We start from the raw sequence: 21,082 nt of genomic DNA on the forward strand, positions 1-21,082 counted from the left end.
CGAACGCTGGGATCTCATGCAATCAGGGCATGATCTTCGGAGTTGGGGCCGGCGCCTTTGCCGAAAGGACGACCGCCACGTCAGAAATCGACGACCAGGGCCGCGCGGCTGGTCGTGTCGGTGGTCTTGCGCCCGAGCGGCGGCGTGCTCTCATATTGGAGCGAGTAGCTGAACTGCGCCGACAGCGGCCCGATCAGGCGCGTCAGCAGCGCCGATTTGGACGACACCGTGCTGTTCGCATCCTGCATATAGGCCGAAGCGACTTGCGTCACCGAGATGCCCTTGGTGATCTTCCAGCCGAAATCGATGCTGCCGCGCGCCGCGGCGTTCTTCTCGGCGGTGTCGTTGATGAAGCGCGTGTAGCGGAAGGCCGGGCCGACCTCGAGGTCGAGCTTCACCGCCGGCGACTTGATCGCGCTGTAGCCGATGCCGCTCGACAGCGAGATGCGATCGGTGAAGCCCGAGAAGCGATCGCTCTCATATTGCGCGGCGCCATAGAGATAGGCGCGGTCGTCGAACTTCCAGTTGGGCTCGTAGGCAGCGAGATAGCGTTCCCGCGTCGTGATGCCCAGGCTTTCCTGGTAATCGGCCTGCACCCGCAGCTTGTGGCGCCATTGCAGCGCCTCGCGCTTGAGCTCCAGCGCCGCGGTGATGCCGATATTCTCGGTATTGCCGGTGGTCACATAGCCACCCAGTTCGGCGTGTCCCTTCACCAGCGCGAAGAAATCGGCGCTGCGAATCTTGGCCTGGGCCTTCTTCGTCCGCTCGTTGCGCCAGTCCGCGGCGATCTTCACCACCTGGTCGGCCGTCGCGGGCGAGGCGGTGCGGGCATATTTGACGATGACGGCGACATCGCTTTCGCTGCCGGATTCCATCGCGGCGTCGAGCATTGCCCGGATCGTCGCCGGGATGGCTGTGGGATCGGCCGCGGCGGCAGGATCATCGTCCGGTGCATTGGCAAGCAGCAGCGGCAGGGCAAGGAGCAGGGCGCGCATGAACGGGTCCGTATCGCCGTTATGGGAGCGAAACTAGGGCAGGATCAGACGAGATGTTGTCCAAAGACGGTCAACAGTTCCTTATAGAGCGCGCGCTTGAACGGCACGATGATGTCGGGAAGGTCCTGCGGGGCGGCCCAGCGCCACGCACGGAATTCGGGTTCGGCGGTCTCGATGTTGACGTCGGCGTCCTCGCCCAGGAAGCGGAACAGGAACCAGCGCTGGCGCTGTCCGCGCCACTTGCCCTTCCACACCCTGCCGACCAGATCCTCGGGCAGGTCGTAATAGAGTTCCTCGGGCCCCTCGGCGATCAGTTCGGCCAGATCGCGCCGCACCCCGGTCTCCTCCCACAGCTCGCGCCAGGCCGCCTCGATCGGCGCTTCGCCGGGATCGATCCCGCCCTGCGGCATCTGCCAGGCCTCGAGCACCGAATCGAGCCGCTGGCCGACGAACACCCGGCCGGCACGGTTGAGGAGCATCACGCCCGCGCAGGGGCGATAGGGAAGGGAAGCGATGTCGGTCATGCCTTCCCACCTACAAATATCGTCACCCCGGCGAAAGCCGGGATCTCGGGCAAGGGCGCGGGGCGGGAGCCGCAAGAGATCCCGGCTTTCGCCGGGATGACGGGATACCTAGCTTGGGCAAGTGATCCACCTCGTCCACCATCCCGACTATGTCGCGCCCGCTCCGGCCCGCAGCCAGTATCAGTGGAACAAGAACGGCCTGGTCCGCGACCTGCTGCGCGCGGAAGGGCCCGTCTTCGTATGGCACGAGCCCGAGCCGATGCCGCGCGCCTGGCTCGAAGCGGTGCACGATCCGGACTATGTCGAGGAAGTGCTGCGCGCCGCCGTCCCGCCCGAGAAGGAGCGCCGCATCGGCTTCCCGGTCACTCCCGAAGTCGCCCGCCGGTCCCAGGTCGTGCCCGGCGGCACCTATCTGGCGGCCCGGCTTGCGCTGGAACATGGTTTCGCGGCCAACACCGCGGGCGGCAGCCACCACGCGCTGGCCAATACCGGTGCGGGCTTCTGCGTGTTCAACGACCTCGCCATCGCCGCCGTCCGGCTGGTGGAGGAGGGCTATCGCGTCCTGATCGTGGACTGCGACGTGCACCAGGGCGACGGCACCGCCGCGCTGACCGCGGGACGGCCGGAGATCGCCACCTACTCGATCCATGCGGAGAAGAACTTCCCGGCCCGCAAGGCGCGCTCGACGCTCGACGTGCCGCTGCCCGACGGGGTGGGCGATGCGGAATATCTGGAAACGCTGGAGCGCACGCTCCTGCCGCTGCTCCGTGGATTCGCTCCCGATCTCGTCCTCTACCAGGCCGGAGTCGACCCGCTCGCCGGCGACCGGCTCGGCCGCCTGTCGCTGAGCTACCGGGGGCTGGTCGCTCGCGACCGCTGGATCGCCGGCGTCATGACGTCACGCGGTACCCCCTTCGCCAGCGCGCTGGGCGGCGGCTATGGCGAGGATGCGCTCGAGGTCTCGCGGCGCCATGTCGCCTCCGTCCTCGCCCTGGGAAGCATGGCCGCAAAGGAGCCTTTGCAGGGCTGAGGGCATTTTCTACTTTGGGTTGGGAGAAATTGGGGCGTACACGTCCTTGTAACGATAGAGAACCGCAGGATACCGGCCATGGCGACTGCCGCGCACACGCTCACGCCCCAGGAGGCGTCGGCGCATCCCGCACCCGAAGCGATCGTGGTTCGCTTCGCCGGTGATTCCGGCGACGGCATGCAGCTCACCGGCGGCCAGTTCACGCTCTCAACCGCGCTGGCCGGCAACGATCTCGCCACCTTCCCCGATTTCCCCGCCGAGATCCGCGCGCCGCAGGGCACGTTGTTCGGCGTCTCCGCCTTCCAGATCAATTTCGGCTCGGCGCAGATCGATACCGCGGGCGACCAGCCCGACGTGCTCGTCGCGATGAACCCGGCGGCGCTCAAGACCAACGTCGATGCGCTCAAGCCCGGCGGGCTGATCATCGCCGACGAGGGCGAGTTCGGCCAGCGCAACCTCGACAAGGCGAAATACGCCGCCAATCCGCTCGAGGATGGCAGCCTGGCCAAGTGGCAGCTGCTCAAGCTCAACATCTCGCAGCTGACGCTCGACGCGGTGAAGCCCTTCGGCCTCGGCAACAAGGAAGCGCTGCGCTGCAAGAACATGTGGACGCTGGGCCTGGCGCTCTGGATGTTCGACCGCGATCGCCAGCCCCTGATCGACTGGCTCAAGGCCAAGTTCGCCAAGGCGCCCGAACTGGCCGAAGCGAACATCGCCGCCCTCAACGCCGGCCATGCCTATGGCGAGACGGCGGAACTGGGCGCCATGGGCATCAGCCAGCGCCAGGTCGCCGCCGCGCCCGCCGAGCCGGGGCTCTACCGCACCGTCACCGGCGCCGAGTCGATCTCGCTCGGCCTGGTCGCGGGCGCGCAGCTGGCGAGCCTGCCGATGTTCTTCGGCGGCTATCCGATCACCCCGGCCAGCGCGATCCTGCACACGCTGTCGCGCTACAAGGAATATGACGTCACTACCTTCCAGGCGGAGGACGAGATCGCCGCGGTCGCCTCGGCGCTCGGCAGCGCCTATGCCGGCAGCCTCGGCGTCACCTGCTCCTCCGGGCCCGGCATCGCGCTGAAGACCGAGGCGATCGGCCTGGCGATCATGACCGAGCTGCCGCTGGTGATCATCAACGCCCAGCGCGGAGGCCCCTCCACGGGACTTCCCACGAAAACCGAGCAATCGGATCTATATCAAGCGGTTTATGGCAGGAATGGCGATGCGCCGGTGCCGGTGATCGCCGCGCGCTCGGCCGCCGACTGCTTCGACGTCGCGATCGAGGCGGTGCGCATCGCCACGCAATACATGACCCCGGTGATGCTGCTCACCGACGGCTATCTCCAGAATGCCGCCGAGCCCTGGAAGGTGCCGGACATGTCGGCCTATGCGCCGTTCCCGGTGACCTTCCATACGGAGGTCCCGCCCGAGGGCGAGAAGTTCCAGCCCTATGGCCGCGACGCGAAGCTCAAGCGCCCCTGGGTGAAGCCGGGCACGCCGGGCCTGCTCCACCGCATCGGCGGCATCGAGAAGGCGCAGGGCAGCGGCAATATCGACTATTCCCCCGCCAACCATCAGGCGATGACCAACACGCGCCGCGACAAGGTGATGGGCATCGAGGTGCCCGATCAGGCGATCGAGCAGGGGCAGGCGGGCGGCAAGCTCGTCGTGGTCGGCTGGGGCTCCACCTATGGCCCGATCGCGCAAGCCGTGCGGCGTGCGCGGAGCAGGGGGCATGACGTCAGCCATGTCCATATCCGCCACATCTGGCCGCTTCCGAAGAATCTCGGTGATCTCTTAAAGAGTTACGAGCATGTTCTCGTACCGGAAATGAACACCGGCCAGCTCAAGACGCTGCTGCGTGACCAGTATCTCGTCGATGCCAGGTCGCTCACCAAGGTCTCCGGCCAGCCCTTCCGCATCGCCGAGATCGAAGCCGCCATCGCCCAGCATATCGGCGCCGACTTCGACCAGGAGGTCCCGTCCGACGACAGCCAGCTTCCGAGCCCGGAGGCAGTCAACCCGTGATCCTGTTTGAGTTCAAATTCGTCGCCCCGGCCCCGAGCCGGGGTCCCGCTTCTTCCCTTGTCACGCAGAACAGCGGGACCCCGGGTCAGCCCCGGGGCGACGTTGGAGAATTGGCATGAACGAGATCACCACCATCCGCCCGAGCACCCCCAAGGACTGGGAGACCGACCAGGAGGTTCGCTGGTGCCCCGGCTGCGGCGATTATGCGATCCTCAAGGCCGTGCAGCGCACCATGCCCGAACTGGGCGTCGCGCCGGAGAACACCGTGTTCGTCAGCGGCATCGGCTGCTCGTCGCGCTTCCCCTATTACATGGAGACCTATGGCTTCCACACCATCCACGGCCGCGCGCCGGCGGTGGCGACGGGGGTGAAGCTCGCCAATCCGGAGCTCGACGTATGGATCATCACCGGCGACGGCGATGCACTGTCGATCGGCGGCAACCACACGATGCACCTGCTCCGGCGCAACCTGGACTGCCAGTTCCTGCTGTTCAACAACGAGATCTACGGCCTCACCAAGGGCCAATATTCGCCGACCAGCCGCGAAGGCACCCGCTCGCCGTCCACGCCCTTCGGCTCGGTCGACCATCCCGCCAAGCCTTGCGCCTTCGCGCTGGGGGCGGGCGCCCGCTTCGTCGCGCGCGGGATCGACGTGCACAAGAACCTGCCGAGCGTCCTCAAGGCCGCCCATGCCCATCGCGGCGCGGCGTTCGTCGAGATCTTCCAGAACTGCATCGTCTATAACGACGAGGTCTTCGAACCCTTCACCGCCAAGCCCAATGCGGCGCTGGGCCAGCTGTGGGTCGAGCATGGCCAGCCGATGCTGTTCGCCGGCGGTGCCAAGGGCATCGCGCTCGACCGGGAACGGCTCACGCTCAAGGTCGTCGACGTGGCCGATGGCGATTGGCAGGGAGCGGAAGTGATCGTCCACAACGTCACCAACCGCGCCATCGCGCACATGCTGGTCGAGATGCCCTTCGGCCCGTTCCCGATGGCGCTGGGCGTGCTCTACGACGATCCCGCGCCGACGTTCGAAAGCGCGGTCGCCGCCCAGAACCGGGCCGCGAGCGAGGGCAAGTCCGCCGATCTCCAGAAGCTCGTTTCCAAGGGCCAGACCTGGATGGTCGACAAGGAGCCGCACAAGCTCTGAGAACCGCATGAACGCGGACTGTTATCGCTATCGGCTTGCATTGAGCGCGGGCAAGCCTATCGCACCGTTCATGTTGACCCGTGCCAGCGCCGGCCTCATCCCCCATGCAGTCACGCCGCTCCGGCGCGTCGGGCGGCGATGACTCCCGGCAACGGCACCTCCGGCACGTTCCGCGCACCCGAGGAGCGGGCCCGGCGCCACGATCTCGATGCCTTGCGGGCGGTATTCCTGCTGTTCGGCATTCCCTATCACGCCGCGCTCACCGTCCGTCCCGGGCCGTGGATCGCCAATATGCACGAGCGGTCGCGCGACTTCATCCAGCTCGCCGACTATCTCCACCTGTTCCGCATGCCGGGCTTCTACATGATCGCCGGCTATTTCGCCGCGATGCTGCTCCAGCGCCGACCGGTGGCGAGCTATCTCCCGTCACGCCTCCACCGGCTCGTCCCGCCCTTCCTCGCGGGGACGCTGCTGCTGGTACCCGCGATGCATTTCCTGCTCCTGCTGGAAACCGGCCATCCGCAGCCCCTGGTGCGCTGGTGGGAGATCATGACCTGGGCCGAGCGCAATCCGTTCGAACATCTCTGGTTCGTGCAGGTGCTGCTGTACTACACCGCCGGGCTTGCCGGCCTGGTCTGGCTGTTCCCCGGGCTCGCCCATGCCGGGATCGAGGGGGAGCGGCCGGGGCTCGTCCGCTGGTTCGTGCCGCTCACGCTCGCCACCGGCATCGTCCTCGGCCTGTGCGGCCTCGGCGCGCTTCAGCTCGAGCGCTACCGCTATCTGGACAATTTCGCGATCAATTTCCTCTCGGCCCGCTATGCGCTCGACTATCTGCCCTGGTTCGCCCTTGGCGCGATACTCCAGCGCATCCCGGCGCTCGACCGGCGCTTCGCCCGCTTCTCCTGGATGCTGTTCCTCGTCGGCCTGGCCGCAAGCATCGCCCTGGTCTTCGCCGCGCGGTCGATCCCGCTGGTCTGGCGTCCCGTGTTCACCGGCGTCGCCGCGATCTGTCTTACCCAGGCCTCGCTCGGCGCGCTCGCCTATTTCATCGATGGCGAGCGCCGCTGGGTGAAGGCGCTCGTCTCGGCTTCCTTCGTCATCTATCTGTTCCACGAGCCGCTGATCGTGCTGGCAACGCCCTGGATCGACCTGGCCCCGCTTCCGATCTGGCCCAAATTCATCCTGCTCTGCCTGACGGCCTTTCTCGGCTCCTACGGGATCTGGAAGCTGATCAGGCTGAGCCCGGCACTGCGCTACCTGTTCAATGGCGAGCGCGTGAAACGCCGCATCGAGTACGGACCCTAGCGCCGAGCTTGGGCTTGCCCGACTCAGTGACGCGTGCATTGTGCACTCTGCAATGCACGCGCCGCTGAGCCAGTCCACATCGAACGCCCCCGCGCCGCAAGGGGGAGGCTGGCTCTCGCGGGCACTCGCTCCCTTCTTCCGCCGCCAACTCGACAGGATCGATGCCGGCATCGCCCGGGGCAGCCTGTCGCTCAGCCTGCCCGGCGGAGCCGCGCGACTGCTCGGTGGCCGGGAGGAAGGGCCCGCCGCAACCGTGGACCTGCGCAGCTGGCGTGCGTTGCTCCGGCTCGCGATGGGCGGCTCGATCGGCTGGTACCGGGCCTGGACCCTTGGCGAATGGGCGAGCCCGGATCCGGTGGCGCTCTTTGCGCTGTTCGGTTGCAATCGCGCCGAACTCGCCCGCCAGGCCCGGGCCACCGGCCCATCGCTCCGCATCAAGCGCCTGATCCATGCGATGCGGCGCAACGATCGTCACGGCTCGCGGCGGAACATCCATTTCCATTACGATCTGGGCAACGACTTCTATCGGCTCTGGCTCGATCCCGGCATGACCTATTCGAGCGCGCTGTTCACCGCGCCTGGCCAATCGCTCGGGGAAGCCCAGCAAGCGAAGCTTGCCGCGATCCTCGCCCGGACGGCCACGCGGCCGGGCGAGGAGATTCTCGAGATCGGTTGCGGCTGGGGCAGCTTCGCCGAACTGGCGGTGCGGGAGGGGCGCAGGGTCCACGGCATCACCCTCTCGACCGAGCAGAAGGCCTGGGCGGAAGCCCGTGTCCCGCATGGCGCGCGCTTCACCCTCACCGACTATCGCGACGTCGGCGGAAGCTATGACGCGGTCGCCAGCATCGAGATGGCCGAAGCGGTGGGGCGGGAATATTGGCCGGCCTATCTGGACGCGATCGCCGGGGCGCTGAAGCCGGGCGGCCGCGCGGCGCTGCAGATCATCACGTTCGACGACGCCTTCTTCGAAGACTATGCCGCGAACGTCGATTTCATCCAGGCCTATGTCTTCCCCGGCGGGATGCTGCTCTCGGAAGCCCGCCTGCGTGCGCTTGCCGAGGCGCGGAGCCTGTCCTGGCGCGATCGCACCAGCTTCGGCGCCGACTATGCCGAGACGCTGCGGCGCTGGCGCGAAACGTTCGACGCGGTGGTGGAGGCGGGTGAGCTGCCGAAGAAATTCGACAACAGGTTCATCGACTTGTGGCGCTATTATCTCATGTATTGCGAAGGCGGGTTCAGAGGCGGCGGGATCGACGTCGTCCAGCTCACCTTGGTGAAGGAGGAGAGGATATGAGGAACTGGCTTCTGGCGGGCGCGCTGGCGCTTGGAACATTCGCGGGGCAGGGAGCGATGGCCCAGGCAATCGCGTCGCCCGGCGTGCAGATGCAGCCCGGTGACAATTCGGGCCTCCGCAAGGTGGGTGCCGAAGTGCTGTTCTGGAGCCAGGCCCAGCGCGACCAGAATTTTCCGCACATGGAGAAGCTCTTCCCCGGCCATGTCGTCCAGGCGGGCGGCAAGGTCCATCCGCTGCCCGCCGGCAAGCCGCTGGCCTTTCCCGATGCCGATCTCGACGCCTTCATCGCCCAGCAGAACATCGCCGGGCTGATCGTGCTCAAGGACGGCAAGATCGTGCTCGAACGCTATGCCCGCGGCTATTCGCAACAGGGGCGCTGGACCAGCTTCTCGGTCGCCAAATCCTTCACTTCGTCGCTCGTCGGCGCCGCGATCGGGGACGGCTTCATAAAGTCGGTCGACGAGCCGGTGACCCGATATATCCCCGAGCTGGCCGGCAGCGGCTATGACGGCGTGACGATCGCCCAGCTCCTCACCATGACCTCGGGGGTCAAGTGGAACGAGGACTACACGGATCCCAAGTCCGATGTCGCGCGCATGTTCCTAGAGCCGGTGCCGGCGGGGGAGGACCCCACTGTCTTCTACATGAAGAAACTCCCGCGCGAATTCGCGCCCGGGACAAAGTGGGTCTACAAGACCGGCGAGACCAATCTGATCGGCGTGCTGGTGATGCGCGCCACCGGGAAGCCGCTCGCCACCTATCTCAGCGAGAAGATCTGGAAGCCGTACGGCATGGAGCAGGACGCGTTCTGGATGGTCGATCCGTCCGGCCACGAAGTCAGCGGCTGCTGCCTTTCGGTGTCGTTGCGCGACTATGCCCGGATGGGCCAGTTCGTGCTCGAAGGCGGGAAGGGCGCCGTGCCTGCCGACTGGTACCGCCGGTCGACCGCGTCCCATGCCGATATCGGCGTGCCGGGCCGGGGCTATGGCTATCAATGGTGGACCTATCCGGAGGGCCGCTTCGGCGCCCAGGGGATTTTCGGCCAGACGATCCGCATCGATCCGAAGTCGAAGGTGGTGATCGCGGTCTCGGCCGCCGCACCCAAGGCCAGCGACGACGCCTATGGCCAGGCACGCACGGCATTCCTCAACCGGCTGTTCGAGGTGGCGGCGAAGTAGGCGTTGCGGGCGACGCCGAACGGAGCCCGTCGAAGTCCTAGCCCGCCACCCGCTCGAAATGTCCGGTCTCGAATCCGGAGGCCGCCAGCGCCGCGATCCGCTCCGCCACGACCTCGGGCGCCTTCACCGTCGCCGGGTCCTCGCCCGGGAAGGCGCGCGCGCGCATCTTGGTGCGGGTGGCGCCCGGGTCGACGATCCCGACGCGCACCTTGCTGATATGCGCGACTTCCTCGCCATAGGTGAGCAGCAGGTTCTCGAATGCCGCCTTCGACGCGCCATAGACGCCCCAATAGGCCCGCGCCGTGCGGCCCACGCCGGAGGTCACGCCGATCACCCGCGCGCCGCGCGATGCCTTCAGCATCGGATCGAACGCGGCAAGCATCGCCGCCTGGGCGGTGACGTTGAGCGTCAGCACCTTGGCGAATTCCTTGAAGTCGATCGCCGGCACCGCGCTCAGCGTGCCGAGCGTCGCCGCGTTGAGCACGAGCACGTCCAGGGCCGCCCAGCGCCCGGAGATCGCCTCGGCGAGGCGGGAGATCCCGTCATTCTCCGCCAGGTCCAGCGGCGCGATCGTCGCCGATCCGCCCGCCGCGAAGATCGCCTCCTCGACTTCCTCGAGCCCGCCCGCGGTCCGCGCGGTGAGGACCACATGCGCGCCTTGCCTGGCCAGTTCCAGTGCCGTCGCCGCACCGATGCCGCGGCTTGCGCCGGTGACGAGCGCAATGCGCCCCGAAAGTGCCCCTTCGCTCATCGCCGGATCAGCCCACCCGCTCGTGGAGCAGCGCGAACTGGTCGTCCGGCGGACCGTTCTCGTCCTGGTCGGTCAGCGTGGTCGGATATTCGCCGGTGAAACAGGCGTCGCAATATTTCGGATGGATGTCCGCCCGGTGCGCCTCGCCCAGTGCCTTGTACAGGCCGTCGATCGAGATGAAGGCCAGGCTGTCGGCATGGATGAAGTCGGTCATCCCGCCCACGTCCAGCTTGGCCGCCAGCAGCTTGGCGCGTTCGGGGGTGTCGACGCCGTAGAAGCACGAGTGCCGCGTCGGCGGCGAAGCGATGCGCATGTGCACCTCGGCCGCGCCGGCCTCGCGCATCATCTGCACGATCTTCAGCGACGTGGTGCCGCGCACGATCGAATCGTCGATCAGCACCACGCGCTTGCCCTTGATCAGCTCGCGATTGGCGTTGTGCTTCAGCTTCACGCCCAGGTGGCGGACCTTGTCGCCCGGCTGGATGAAGGTGCGGCCCACATAGTGCGAGCGGATGATGCCGAGCTCGAACGAAATGCCGCTCTGCTGGGCATAGCCGATCGCCGCCGGCACGCCCGAATCGGGCACCGGCACGACCAGGTCGGCCTCGACCGGCATCTCGATCGCCAGCTGCGCGCCGATCGCCTTGCGCACCGAATAGACCGAGCGATCGTTGCTGATCGAATCCGGGCGCGAGAAATAGACATATTCGAAGATGCAGGGCCGCGGCCCCACCGGCGCGAACGGCTTGTGCGAGCTGATCTCGCCGCCCTTCACGATCACCAGCTCGCCAGGCTCGACGTCGCGGACATAGTCGGCGCCGACCACATCGAGCGCCACCGTCTCCGATGCGAACACGATCGTGTCGTCGAGCTTGCCCATCACCAGCGGGCGGATGCCCAGCGGATCGCGGCAGGCGATCATGCCCTCTGGCGTCATCACGATCAGCGAATAGGCGCCCTCGACCTGCTTCAGCGCATCGATGAACCGGTCGATCAGCGTGCGAAACTGCGAAGTGGCGACGAGGTGGATGATCACCTCGGTGTCCGACGTCGACTGGAAGATCGCGCCGCGGCGGATCAGGTCGCGGCGCAGGCGCATCGCGTTCGAGATATTGCCGTTATGGGCGATCGCAAAGCCGCCGCTCGCCAGCTCGGCATAGAGCGGCTGCACGTTGCGCAGCGCCGTCTCGCCCGTGGTCGAGTAGCGCACATGGCCGCAGGCGACATTGCCATGCAGCGCGCGGATCACTTCGTCGCGATCGAAATTGCCCGCCACATGCCCCATCGCGCGATGCGTGTGGAACTGGTGGCCGTCGAAGCTGGTGATGCCCGCCGCCTCCTGGCCGCGGTGCTGCAGCGCGTGCAGGCCGAGCGCAACCGCGGCGGCGGCGCCGTCCATGCCGGATACGCCGAAAATGCCGCACTCTTCGCGCAGCTTGTCGTCATCGAACGGGTTCGTGGTAAGCATCAGCCCTCGAGGGGGTTGGGAACTGTCGAGCGGGCATATAGGCGCTTCGGCGCGGTTTGTCGCCGGTCTGTCACAAAGAAATGAACTTGCTGGGTTTTTCGTTGGTTTTTCAGGGCAGAAGGAGACGATCCATGCCTGGGCACGACCACGGACCGCAGATCAGGAACGGCGAACTCTACGAGAAACTCCGCGACGAAGGCGCCTCGAAGGAAAAGGCGGCGCGAATCGCCAACGCCCAGGCGGCGGGCACGCTCCACCATCCCGGTGGCACGCTGGAGAGCCGCTCGAAGAAGCAACTCTACGACGAGGCGAAGGAGATCGGCATCGAAGGCCGCTCGGGGATGGACAAGGGCGCGCTGGCGAAGGCGATCCGGGAGCATGGATGACCGCCATCCACCCCTTGAACGCCATCCTCGCGAAGACGGGGAGCCGGAGCCACGCGCGACGTCGCGTCGCTACCCCGGATCGCCGCCTTGGCGGGGATGACGATGGGGGCCTGGCACGCTAGATATCTGGCGTGGACACCAATCGCGAAACGGGCACCTTGCTCGACCCGAAATATGACGCGGCCGGCCTGATCACCGCCGTCTGCACCGCGCCCGACGGCACGGTGCTCATGGTCGCGCACATGAATGCCGAGGCGCTCCAGGCGACGCTCGACAGCGGCGAGGCGACCTTCTGGTCGCGCAGCCGGGGCAGGCTCTGGAAGAAGGGCGAGACCTCGGGCCATGTCCTCAAGGTGGTCGAGGCCCGCATCGATTGCGATCAGGATTGCGTCTGGCTCAAGGTCGAACCGCGCGGCCCCGCCTGCCATACCGGCGCGCCCAGCTGCTTCTACCGCGCAATCGAGGGCGGAAAGCTCGTCCGCAAATGAAGCGCGCCGGGCTGTTCCTCGCGCTGCTCGTGGCGGCCTGCTCCGGCGGCGCCAAGCAGGCCGACAAGCCCCAGCCTCCCCAGGACCTGGAGAAGGCCGCTATCGAGCGCGGCCTGATCCGCAACCCCGCCGATACCGATATCGCCGGCCTCTATGCCCGCGACACCGATCGCATCTGCATCGTCCCCGACGAGCAGCTCGGCTACCGGATCGGCGCCTTCGTCGACTATGGCGACCGGATCACCTGCAGCGGCTCCGGCCGGGCGAGCCGGGTAGGGGAGTCGCTCCATATCGAGCTGGGCGAGGACGGCAGCTGCTCGTTCGACGCGAAATATGATGGCGACAAGATCGCCTTTCCGGGCGCGCTGCCTGACGGCTGCAACCGCTATTGCGCCAGGCGCGCCTCCTATGCCGGCCTCGAAGTCGTCCGGCTGAGCGAATCGGCCGCCGAGGCATCGGCGATGCGCGACGCCAATGGGCGCAGGCTCTGCGGGGGCGGCTAGAGGGAGACGCATATTCCCCACCGCGATTTCCCCTGAAACACGCGCGTCATGTCGATGCGCGAACATGGATCCTGCCGCGCCCCTTGTGGGCGGCGCATCCGCGCATGCCGAACGGCGAGGCGAGAGGATGGGGTCGCGACCTCCGCGGCCTTTCGGCGCCCAAAGAGTTGACGTTCACGTAAAGGGAAGGTAGTTTCCATGCCCATGAACGCACCAGCCTTTCCGCTCGAGGCCCTGGCGCCGATCGAATCGCGTCCGGATCGCGACGCCTTCACCATTTCGGACCTGTGCGCCGAATTCTCGGTCACGCCGCGGGCGCTGCGTTTCTATGAGGATGAGGGCCTGATCGCGCCCGAGCGCCGCGGCACCGCCCGGATCTATTCGCACCGCGATCGCGCGCGGCTCGCCTGGATCCTGCGCGGCAAGCGCGTCGGCTTCAGCCTGGCCGAGATCCGCGAGATGATCGATCTCTACGATGTCGGCGACGGCCGCCGTACCCAGGTGCAGGTCACGCTCGAACGCTGCCTCGAGCGGATCGGCCTGCTCGAGAACCAGAAGCGCGACATCGACGCGCACATCGCCGAGCTCCAGCAATTCGTCGAGCTGCTCAAAAGCAGCGACTAGCCCCCGAGGAACCTGAAATGCCCCAATATACTCCGCCGGTGCGCGACACGCGCTTCATTCTCGAGCAGGTGATCGGCCTCGATCGCTACGCCAATCTTCCGGGCTTCGAGAATGCGACGCCGGACACGGTCGACGCGGTGCTCGAGCAGGGCGGCCAGTTCGTCGCCGAAGTGCTGTTCCCGCTCAACCATTCGGGCGACCAGCAGGGCTGCACCCGCCATGACGACGGCAGCGTCACCACGCCGGACGGCTATAAGCAGGCCTATGCCCAGTTCGTCGAGAGCGGCTGGGGCACGCTCAGCTTTCCCGAGGCGGTCGGCGGGCAGGGGATGCCGCACGTCATCTCCACGGCCTTTCAGGAGTTCATGATCTCCTCGAACATGGCGTTCGCCATGTATCCGGGCCTCACCCATGGCGCCGTCGCGGCGCTGCTGGTCAAGGGTTCGCCCGAGCAGCAGGAGAAATACGTCCCCAAGATGGTCGCGGGCGAGTGGGGCGGCACGATGAACCTCACCGAGCCGCAGTGCGGCACCGATCTCGGCCTGATCAAGACCAAGGCCGAGCCCCAGGCGGACGGCTCGTTCAGCATCACCGGCACCAAGATCTTCATCTCCTCGGGCGAGCACGACCTGACCGAGAACATCATCCACCTCGTCCTTGCCAAGACCCCGGGCGCGCCGGAGAGCAGCAAGGGCATCTCGCTGTTCGTGGTGCCCAAGTTCCTGGTCAACGACGACGGCTCGCTCGGCGCGCGCAACGCCGTTTCGTGCGGCTCGATCGAGCACAAGATGGGCATCCACGCCAATTCGACCTGCGTGATGAACTATGACGGAGCCACGGGCTGGCTGGTCGGCGAGGAGATGAAGGGCCTCGCCGCCATGTTCATCATGATGAACGCGGCGCGCCTGGGCGTGGGCCTCCAGGGCCTGGGCGTGGGCGAGGTCGCCCTTCAGAACGCCGTCCAATATGCGCATGACCGCCGCCAGGGCCGCGCGCTCACCGGCCCGCAGGAGCCGAACGAAAAGGCCGACACGCTGTTCGTCCACCCGGACGTGCGCCGCATGCTGATGGAGGCCAAGGCGCAGACCGAGGCGCTGCGGGCGCTCTGCCTGTGGGGGGCGCTCCAGGTCGATCTGGAACATGCCGCCGGCACCGAGGAGGAGCGCCAGCTCGCCGCCGATCTGGTCGGCCTGCTCACGCCGGTGATCAAGGGCGTCGGCACCGATATCGGCTACAAGGTCGCGACCGACAGCCAGCAGGTCTATGGCGGCCATGGCTACATCGCCGAATGGGGCATGGAGCAATATGTCCGCGATGCCCGCATCTCGATGATCTATGAGGGCACCAACGGCGTGCAGGCGATGGACCTGGTCGGCCGCAAGCTCGCCATGAACGGCGGGCGCGCGGTCCAGGCCTTTTTCAAGCTGGTCGCCGAGGAAGCCGCCGCCGCCAAGGGCGACGCCCGGTTCGCCGTGCTGGCGGAGGGCCTGGAAAAGGCCTTGGGCCATCTCCAGGGCGCGACGATGTGGCTCGCCCAGAACGGCTTCAAGAACCCCAATGACGTCGGCGCGGGCGCTTATCCCTATATGCAGCTTACCGGCACCGTCGCGCTCGGGCTGATGTGGCTGCGCATGGCCCGGGCAGCCGCCGCCGCGCTGGCCGCCGGCGGCGGCGACACCCGCTTCTACGAGGCCAAGCTGGTTACCGCGCGCTTCTATGCCGAGCGCTTCCTTCCGGACGCGAGCGGCCTGCGTCGCAAGATCGAGGCGGGCAGCGAAACGGTGATGGCGCTCGATCCGGAGCTGTTCCGCGCCGCATGACCGCGTTTCGCCAGGGTCCCCGGCTTTGGCCGGGGGCCGGATGGCCGGGGAAAGGGGCGTAACGCCCCATTCTCGAAGCTGTCTGTATTTTACATTTATCTATACCAAAGCGTGTACATACCCTGTTTAATCAAAGACATAGACACTAGGCGCATGTCCACTTCGTTCAAGGCGCTCGAGTGATTTGCAAAGCGCCACTGCACTTTGCAAATCACTCGAGCGCAAGCGCCGAAGGCGCCGAGCACAGTAGATACAAACGGATACCTAACCGGCCTGACGAAGGCGCGCGCGGCGGTGCCGCAGCACCGGTGCCGGTTCTCGCCGTACCGCTGCGGCCGGTCGTGCTGGTGGTGCGCAGTGGCCAGCGCGAGCAACTGACGGCGGCTTGTCCGCTCGCGCTGTCGCTTGGGCTGCGCCCCGGCATGGCAGCGGCGCATGCCCGGGCGCTGGTCGGGGGGTATAGTGATGGCGGCCTAGAATAGCATTTATGACCACAGCCGGTGACCGATCACGCCATGGTAGATTCGAGGCTCGTTTGTCCTTTGACGAGGCAACCATCACCTTCCGTTGGAAGCTTCTGGTAACGGTAGCGGGAACGATGGACGACGGATCATTTCCGACAAGAGCTACATATGATGGGGAGGTTCATTTCGTCTGTGGACTAAATGGCATGGGGCGATATGGTTGCTGGAGCGATGTTTCCGCCCGGCATCAGAGTGCATACCGGGAGGTCGTTTCGAAGGGGGAAGCGATGCGTCATGCCAAGCATGTTTTGACAATGTCCACGGCGATTCTGCTTGGGGTTGGGGCGCTGGCCGCGACAGCATCGGCGCCATCTCCGGCTAACGAAACGACGAACTACACCTACGACGCGCTGGGCCGGTTGGTGAAGGTTGAGCAAGAAGGCGGCGTGAACAACGGAATCGTCAGCAATTATAGCTACGACAAGGCCGGTAACCGCGCCAATGTCAACGTCACGGGAGCGCATTGACTGCGATAATCTCGTAGAATTCTTCAATTCAACGAGAAATGGTGGCGTTTATCAGCGTATATTCATGCATTCAGGGGTAGTAATGCTATTAGAATTCATAAATCGCGACCTGTGCTCAAGGAAATGCGGTTCGAAGTTTTTTGCAAGCATTGCTATATTTGGATTTATGCCTGGCGGTGTGGCGCTTGCACAAGAAAATCCCTATCAATATCTAACCGCCATCAAGCCCGCCATCAGCACGCTGGACGAGAACGGGGTAGATATGGTGTCCGGCAAGGCACATATCGAGATTCCGTTGCTAAGTTTCAGCAAAGATCTGACTGCGCTCGAGCTGAAGCTAGATATCACCCAACCCGGTGACGTAGCGCTTTCGTTCAGTGACATTCAAAGATTTGGCTTGCCGCATAATTTTGATTTTGCGGAGAATGCCTTCTATTCAGAGAGTATCGGTGCGGTGAACGCAGTCAGTACTCCCGTAGGCGGCGGAATGACTCGCGGTGGCTACAGTTGGTTAATGACCAATTCGGATGGCTCAACCTATCTCCCGAGCATCGGCCCGACGAATATTATCTATTTGAGCAACACTGCTCGCGGCGAGGGATATTACACCGCGGACGGTACCAGAGTGCATCCGCTGAATTCGCCTGGGCTCCGATATCCGGATCGGATCCAATTTCCGAACGGCGAAGTCTGGCGTTTTTATATCCAGACGGCCTTCGATTCCGCTGCGCAGACGCTCCGCATGCGCCCGCGATCGTTTAGTTCCAGCCGCGGCGTGACGATCGAGATCCAATATCGGTCCGATGATGTGACGCAGCCGGCCTGGGGCGGGGTGGCTCGCGTGCTGTCCTTCAACAAGGCTCAGGTCTATTGCGATGAGAGCGCGATGGCCTTGTGCTCGAACACCACTACCGCGCTCGACTATGTTGATTTCGTCTCCAGTAACAGCGAGCGGAGCGTGATGTTTCGCCGCAAGGGACAGACACAGGGTCGGAAGATCACATTCGCTCCCGGCAGCCCCATATCGGCCGATATTCAGAAAGTCGAAGATGCTGGTGTGCCAGGATCGGAAGTCAGCTATACCTATGCCGCTGCGGGAAATGATAATGACGGCTACAATATTCGTCACGTTTCATCCGTCACGAAGGGCGGAGGTACTTGGGATTATACTTATTGGAGAACCATGGAGGAGGGACGCATCACTGCATATAGCATGATGTATGTCTATGGCCCTCTTGGAACCAGCTATAGCGCTTCAGGAAATTTGGCATTCGGCGCAGTCGAGTGGATCACCGACACGCTCGGCCGTACCTATGGGCAAGGCCTGGATAGCTATATCCGGCAGGATTTCCGTATACTGTCAGACAGCCAGCCGGATGGAACGGTGCGCGAATATCAGCGCGACTGGCGGAACAACATTACCAAATTGCGCTTCGTTCCGCAGACAGGGTCGAGCGATCCGGCTTATGAGATCAACGCTACCTATCCGGGCGAATGCGCGAACCCCAGGACCTGCAACAAGCCATTGACCGTTACCGATGCACGCGGCGCGGTCACTACCTACACCTATGATCAGAACCATGGCGGCATCCTAGCGAAGACGATGCCAGCGGTGAACGGAATCTCGCCGGTGACCCGCTATGCCTATGCTCAACGCTATCCGTGGCTGAAGAACGCAAGCGGAGGGTTCAGTCAGGCTACAGAGCCGGTCTGGCTGCTGACCGAGGAGCGGGTTTGCAGGACTACGGCGACGGTTGCCAATGGCTGCGCGGGTGGCCCGGCCGACGAGGTGATCACCAGCTATGACTATGGCAGCGATGGAACGGCTAACAACCTGATGTTGCGTGGCACCGCGGTTACCGCCGACGGGCAGACACTGCGAACCTGCTACGTCCATAACTATCGCGGCGACATCATTAGCCAGACCAGTCCGCGTGGTACCGGAGGTTCGTGCCTGTGAACGCGCTGCCGTCCGGAGCTCCTATGCGATTTGCACTCAAGGCGGCGCTTTGCTGCCTCCTGTTTCTGCCCGACATCGGGCAAACCCAGGATAGTCCCGCCTTCACCTTCGATACGCGGTATGATTCTGCGGGGCGCAAGACGGGAGAGATGCAGCCCGATCCGGATGGAGCAGGGCCACTTCACAATTATGGCATCCGCTACACGTATGATTCCGCCGATCGGCTGACGAGCGTCGAGCAAGGAGAGTTGAACGCTTGGCCAAGCGCCAGCGTTGCGCCTGCGGACTGGCCTAACTTCAGTGTGAGCAAGCGGGTCGACTATCTCTACGATGGCCTCGGACGAAAGATCAGGGAAACCGTGAGTAGCGGGTCGATCTATTCAGTCACGCAATATAGTTATGACATACTCGGCCGACTGGACTGCACGGCCGTCCGCATGAATTCGAGTCAGTTTGGCGGATCGTTGCCGGATGCCTGCACACTAGGAGCGCAAGGCAGCCAGGGCCAGGATCGCATCACCAAGAATATTTACGACTTGGGCGGCCAACTGCTGCAGGTACGCAAGGCCGTGGGGACGAGCCTTGAACAGGCCTATGTCACCTACAGTTACACGCAGACGGGCAAGCAGGAATATGTCATTGACGCGAACGGCAACAGGGCGCGGCTGGTCTATGACGGGCATGGCCGGCAGGTGCAGTGGCAATTCCCCTCGGCGAGCGCGCCGGGCGGCTACAATCCTTCGACCCCGGCCAATGCGCTGGCGACTGCGGGCGCGGTCAACACCAATGACCGGGAGGAATATGGCTATGACGCGAACGGCAACCGCACCTCGCTGAGGAAGCGCGACGGACGGGTGTTCGGCTACACGTTCGACGCGCTCAACCGGATGACGGCGAAGATCGTGCCGACCGCATGCGTGGCGGGCTATGCCTGCACCAACGTCCCCGCCTCGATGGTGCGCAGCGTCTATTACAGCTACGATCTGCGCGGCTTGCAGACAGCGGCGCGGTTCGACAGCGCGAGCGGTGCCGATGCGGTGACCAACGCTTATGATGGCTTCGGGCGGCTGGCCAGCAGCACGACGAGCATGGGCGGGGTGAGCCGGACGCTGAGCTATGTGCGGGACGCCGATGGCAACCGGACGCGGGTGACGCATCCGGACGGCACCTGGTTCGCGTCGGCCTATGACGGTCTCAACCGGCTGGTGCACACCAATGTGAACAGCCTGGTCGGGATCATGGACACGACGTTCCGTCCGGAGGGTAATCGGGGCAATCTGTGGCACGGGGCGGGGTACACGAACTATTCCTATGACGGGATCGGGCGGCTGGCGGGGGAGTATCAGATCTTCGGGGCGAGCGCGGGCACGCATAATCTCTACACCGGCTATGGCTATAATCCGGCCGGCCAGATCGTCAGGAGGGATCGCGACAATGGCGCGCCCTATGCCTATGGCGGCTTCGTGCCGGGCAATCGCGCCTATGTGGCGGACGGGCTCAATCGCTACACGTCGGTCAACGCCAACGGCTATGGCTATGATGCGAACGGCAACCTGACGTCGGACGGCGGGATCGCGTATAGCTATGACGCGGAGAACCGGCTGGTCGTCACCTCGTCGGGGGCCAATCTGGTGTATGATCCGCTGGGGCGGCTCCAGCGGGTTTATAGCGGCAGCAGCGACACGCGGTTCCTGTACGATGGTGACGAGCTAGTGGCGGAATATGACGGCGCGGGCACGATGCTGCGCCGCTATGTCCACGGCGCGGGCGATGACGACCCGGTCGTGCGGTATGACGGCGCCGGGGTGTCTGCGCCGCTCTATCTCTATTCGGACTACCAGGGCTCGATCATCGCGACCGCGGATGCGAGCGGCACGGTGGTGCAGGTCAACAGCTATGACGAATATGGGGTGCCGGGCGCGGCCAATGGCGGGCGGTTCCAATATACCGGCCAGGCCTGGATCCCCGAGCTGGGCATGTATTACTACAAGGCCCGCATCTACGCGCCCATGCTCGGACGCTTCCTCCAGACAGATCCCATCGGCTACAAGGATCAGGTCAACCTCTATGCATATGTCGGGAACGATCCCACAAATCACACAGACCCGACAGGAACCTGTGCTGGCCCGCTTATAATTCCATGCGCGATCGCGGTGGCCGAGGCAGCTCCAGTGGTGTGGTCAGGGGCGACGGCTGCTGTTACCTTGGGTGGTGCGGCGATCTTGTACATTATTGGTCCGCCCGAAAAGCCTTCCACTAAAGCACGGCGCCAAGCATCTGCCGCCCGTACTGCATCTGCGTCTCCGCCGCCCGATGACAATGATCCACGTAACAAGCCTGCTGAGAGGGAATCAAACCCCAAACACCATAAGAATTCTTCGAGCCCTGAGCCGGAAAATGTCCGTGAATTGTATAGCAAGTCAGCTCCAGACAAGAGTGGCGTGCGCTGGACTAGGGATTCTGATGGTGTATTCCATAGATTTTCTCGCCCGAGTAATGGAAAGACGCACTGGAATGGATCGACTGCTGGAGATAATCCCATTCAGCTAAGAAATATCCCGAACGAAATACTTAAGAGAAAATGGGATTGATA

At 64.7% G+C, this 21,082-nt stretch carries 18 protein-coding genes; 14 read left to right on the top strand and 4 right to left on the bottom strand.

Annotation, left to right across the window (positions count from 1 at the left end; translation table 11 throughout):
- Positions 1-80 precede the first annotated feature (80 nt).
- Both FHR20_RS07725 and FHR20_RS07730 read right to left on the bottom strand, forming a co-directional pair.
- A complete protein-coding gene (locus FHR20_RS07725) occupies positions 81-995 on the bottom strand; it encodes a DUF481 domain-containing protein (protein WP_167298942.1) in 915 nt (304 codons plus the stop codon).
- 44 nt (positions 996-1,039) lie between these two features.
- Positions 1,040-1,519, bottom strand: a complete 480-nt coding sequence (locus tag FHR20_RS07730) for an RNA pyrophosphohydrolase (protein ID WP_167298943.1) — start codon at positions 1,517-1,519, stop codon at positions 1,040-1,042.
- Between the two features lie 121 nt (positions 1,520-1,640).
- Here FHR20_RS07730 and FHR20_RS07735 point away from each other — a divergent pair, with 121 nt between their 5' ends.
- From FHR20_RS07735 to FHR20_RS07760, 6 genes are all read left to right on the top strand, one after another.
- Entirely contained in the window at positions 1,641-2,549 is a 909-nt protein-coding gene (locus FHR20_RS07735; protein WP_167298944.1) for a histone deacetylase family protein, read from the top strand.
- Positions 2,550-2,627: 78 nt separating this feature from the next.
- Positions 2,628-4,571 carry a 2-oxoacid:acceptor oxidoreductase subunit alpha gene (locus FHR20_RS07740; protein ID WP_167298945.1) on the top strand — a complete coding sequence of 648 codons (1,944 nt, stop codon included), beginning with the start codon at positions 2,628-2,630 and terminating at the stop codon, positions 4,569-4,571.
- A gap of 115 nt (positions 4,572-4,686) precedes the next feature.
- Positions 4,687-5,721 carry a 2-oxoacid:ferredoxin oxidoreductase subunit beta gene (locus FHR20_RS07745; RefSeq protein ID WP_167298946.1) on the top strand — a complete coding sequence of 345 codons (1,035 nt, stop codon included), beginning with the start codon at positions 4,687-4,689 and terminating at the stop codon, positions 5,719-5,721.
- Between the two features lie 138 nt (positions 5,722-5,859).
- On the top strand, positions 5,860-7,026 hold the full coding sequence (locus FHR20_RS07750) for an acyltransferase family protein (RefSeq protein ID WP_167298947.1): 1,167 nt from the start codon (positions 5,860-5,862) through the stop codon (positions 7,024-7,026).
- 52 nt (positions 7,027-7,078) lie between these two features.
- Positions 7,079-8,320, top strand: a complete 1,242-nt coding sequence (locus FHR20_RS07755) for an SAM-dependent methyltransferase (protein ID WP_167298948.1) — start codon at positions 7,079-7,081, stop codon at positions 8,318-8,320.
- Positions 8,317-9,498 (top strand): serine hydrolase domain-containing protein, encoded by a 1,182-nt coding sequence (locus FHR20_RS07760; protein ID WP_167298949.1) that lies wholly within the window; start codon positions 8,317-8,319, stop codon positions 9,496-9,498. The genes FHR20_RS07755 and FHR20_RS07760 overlap by 4 nt, the downstream gene beginning before the upstream one ends.
- A 37-nt stretch (positions 9,499-9,535) precedes the next feature.
- Here the strand turns inward: FHR20_RS07760 and FHR20_RS07765 are convergent, their stop codons facing one another.
- Both FHR20_RS07765 and purF read right to left on the bottom strand, forming a co-directional pair.
- Positions 9,536-10,249: an SDR family NAD(P)-dependent oxidoreductase gene (locus tag FHR20_RS07765; protein WP_167298950.1), complete on the bottom strand. Its 714-nt coding sequence runs from the start codon at positions 10,247-10,249 to the stop codon at positions 9,536-9,538.
- A gap of 7 nt (positions 10,250-10,256) precedes the next feature.
- Entirely contained in the window at positions 10,257-11,717 is a 1,461-nt protein-coding gene (gene purF / locus FHR20_RS07770; RefSeq protein WP_167298951.1) for an amidophosphoribosyltransferase, read from the bottom strand.
- 131 nt (positions 11,718-11,848) lie between these two features.
- On the opposite strand from purF, the gene FHR20_RS07775 reads away from it, so the two are divergent.
- The 8 genes from FHR20_RS07775 (at position 11,849) to FHR20_RS07810 (ending at position 21,080) form a co-directional block, all read left to right on the top strand.
- A complete protein-coding gene (locus tag FHR20_RS07775; protein ID WP_167298952.1) occupies positions 11,849-12,103 on the top strand; it encodes a DUF7218 family protein in 255 nt (84 codons plus the stop codon).
- A gap of 131 nt (positions 12,104-12,234) precedes the next feature.
- On the top strand, positions 12,235-12,591 hold the full coding sequence (gene hisI / locus FHR20_RS07780) for a phosphoribosyl-AMP cyclohydrolase (RefSeq protein WP_167298953.1): 357 nt from the start codon (positions 12,235-12,237) through the stop codon (positions 12,589-12,591).
- Positions 12,588-13,094, top strand: a complete 507-nt coding sequence (locus FHR20_RS07785) for a hypothetical protein (protein WP_167298954.1) — start codon at positions 12,588-12,590, stop codon at positions 13,092-13,094. Before hisI ends, FHR20_RS07785 begins: the two co-directional genes overlap by 4 nt.
- A gap of 204 nt (positions 13,095-13,298) precedes the next feature.
- Positions 13,299-13,718, top strand: coding sequence for a MerR family transcriptional regulator (locus FHR20_RS07790; protein WP_167299423.1), 420 nt, complete (start codon positions 13,299-13,301; stop codon positions 13,716-13,718).
- A 17-nt stretch (positions 13,719-13,735) separates the two neighbouring features.
- The gene (locus FHR20_RS07795) at positions 13,736-15,538 is read left to right on the top strand and encodes an acyl-CoA dehydrogenase C-terminal domain-containing protein (protein ID WP_167298955.1); all 1,803 of its coding nucleotides are present in this window, start codon (positions 13,736-13,738) and stop codon (positions 15,536-15,538) included.
- A gap of 751 nt (positions 15,539-16,289) precedes the next feature.
- On the top strand, positions 16,290-16,529 hold the full coding sequence (locus tag FHR20_RS07800; protein WP_243857149.1) for a hypothetical protein: 240 nt from the start codon (positions 16,290-16,292) through the stop codon (positions 16,527-16,529).
- An 82-nt stretch (positions 16,530-16,611) separates the two neighbouring features.
- On the top strand, positions 16,612-18,489 hold the full coding sequence (locus FHR20_RS07805; protein ID WP_167298956.1) for a hypothetical protein: 1,878 nt from the start codon (positions 16,612-16,614) through the stop codon (positions 18,487-18,489).
- Between the two features lie 23 nt (positions 18,490-18,512).
- Entirely contained in the window at positions 18,513-21,080 is a 2,568-nt protein-coding gene (locus FHR20_RS07810; RefSeq protein WP_167298957.1) for an RHS repeat domain-containing protein, read from the top strand.
- The last annotated feature ends 2 nt before the right edge of the window (positions 21,081-21,082 follow it).

The organism is Sphingomonas leidyi (genome assembly GCF_011761945.1).
Classification (GTDB): domain Bacteria; phylum Pseudomonadota; class Alphaproteobacteria; order Sphingomonadales; family Sphingomonadaceae; genus Sphingomonas; species Sphingomonas leidyi.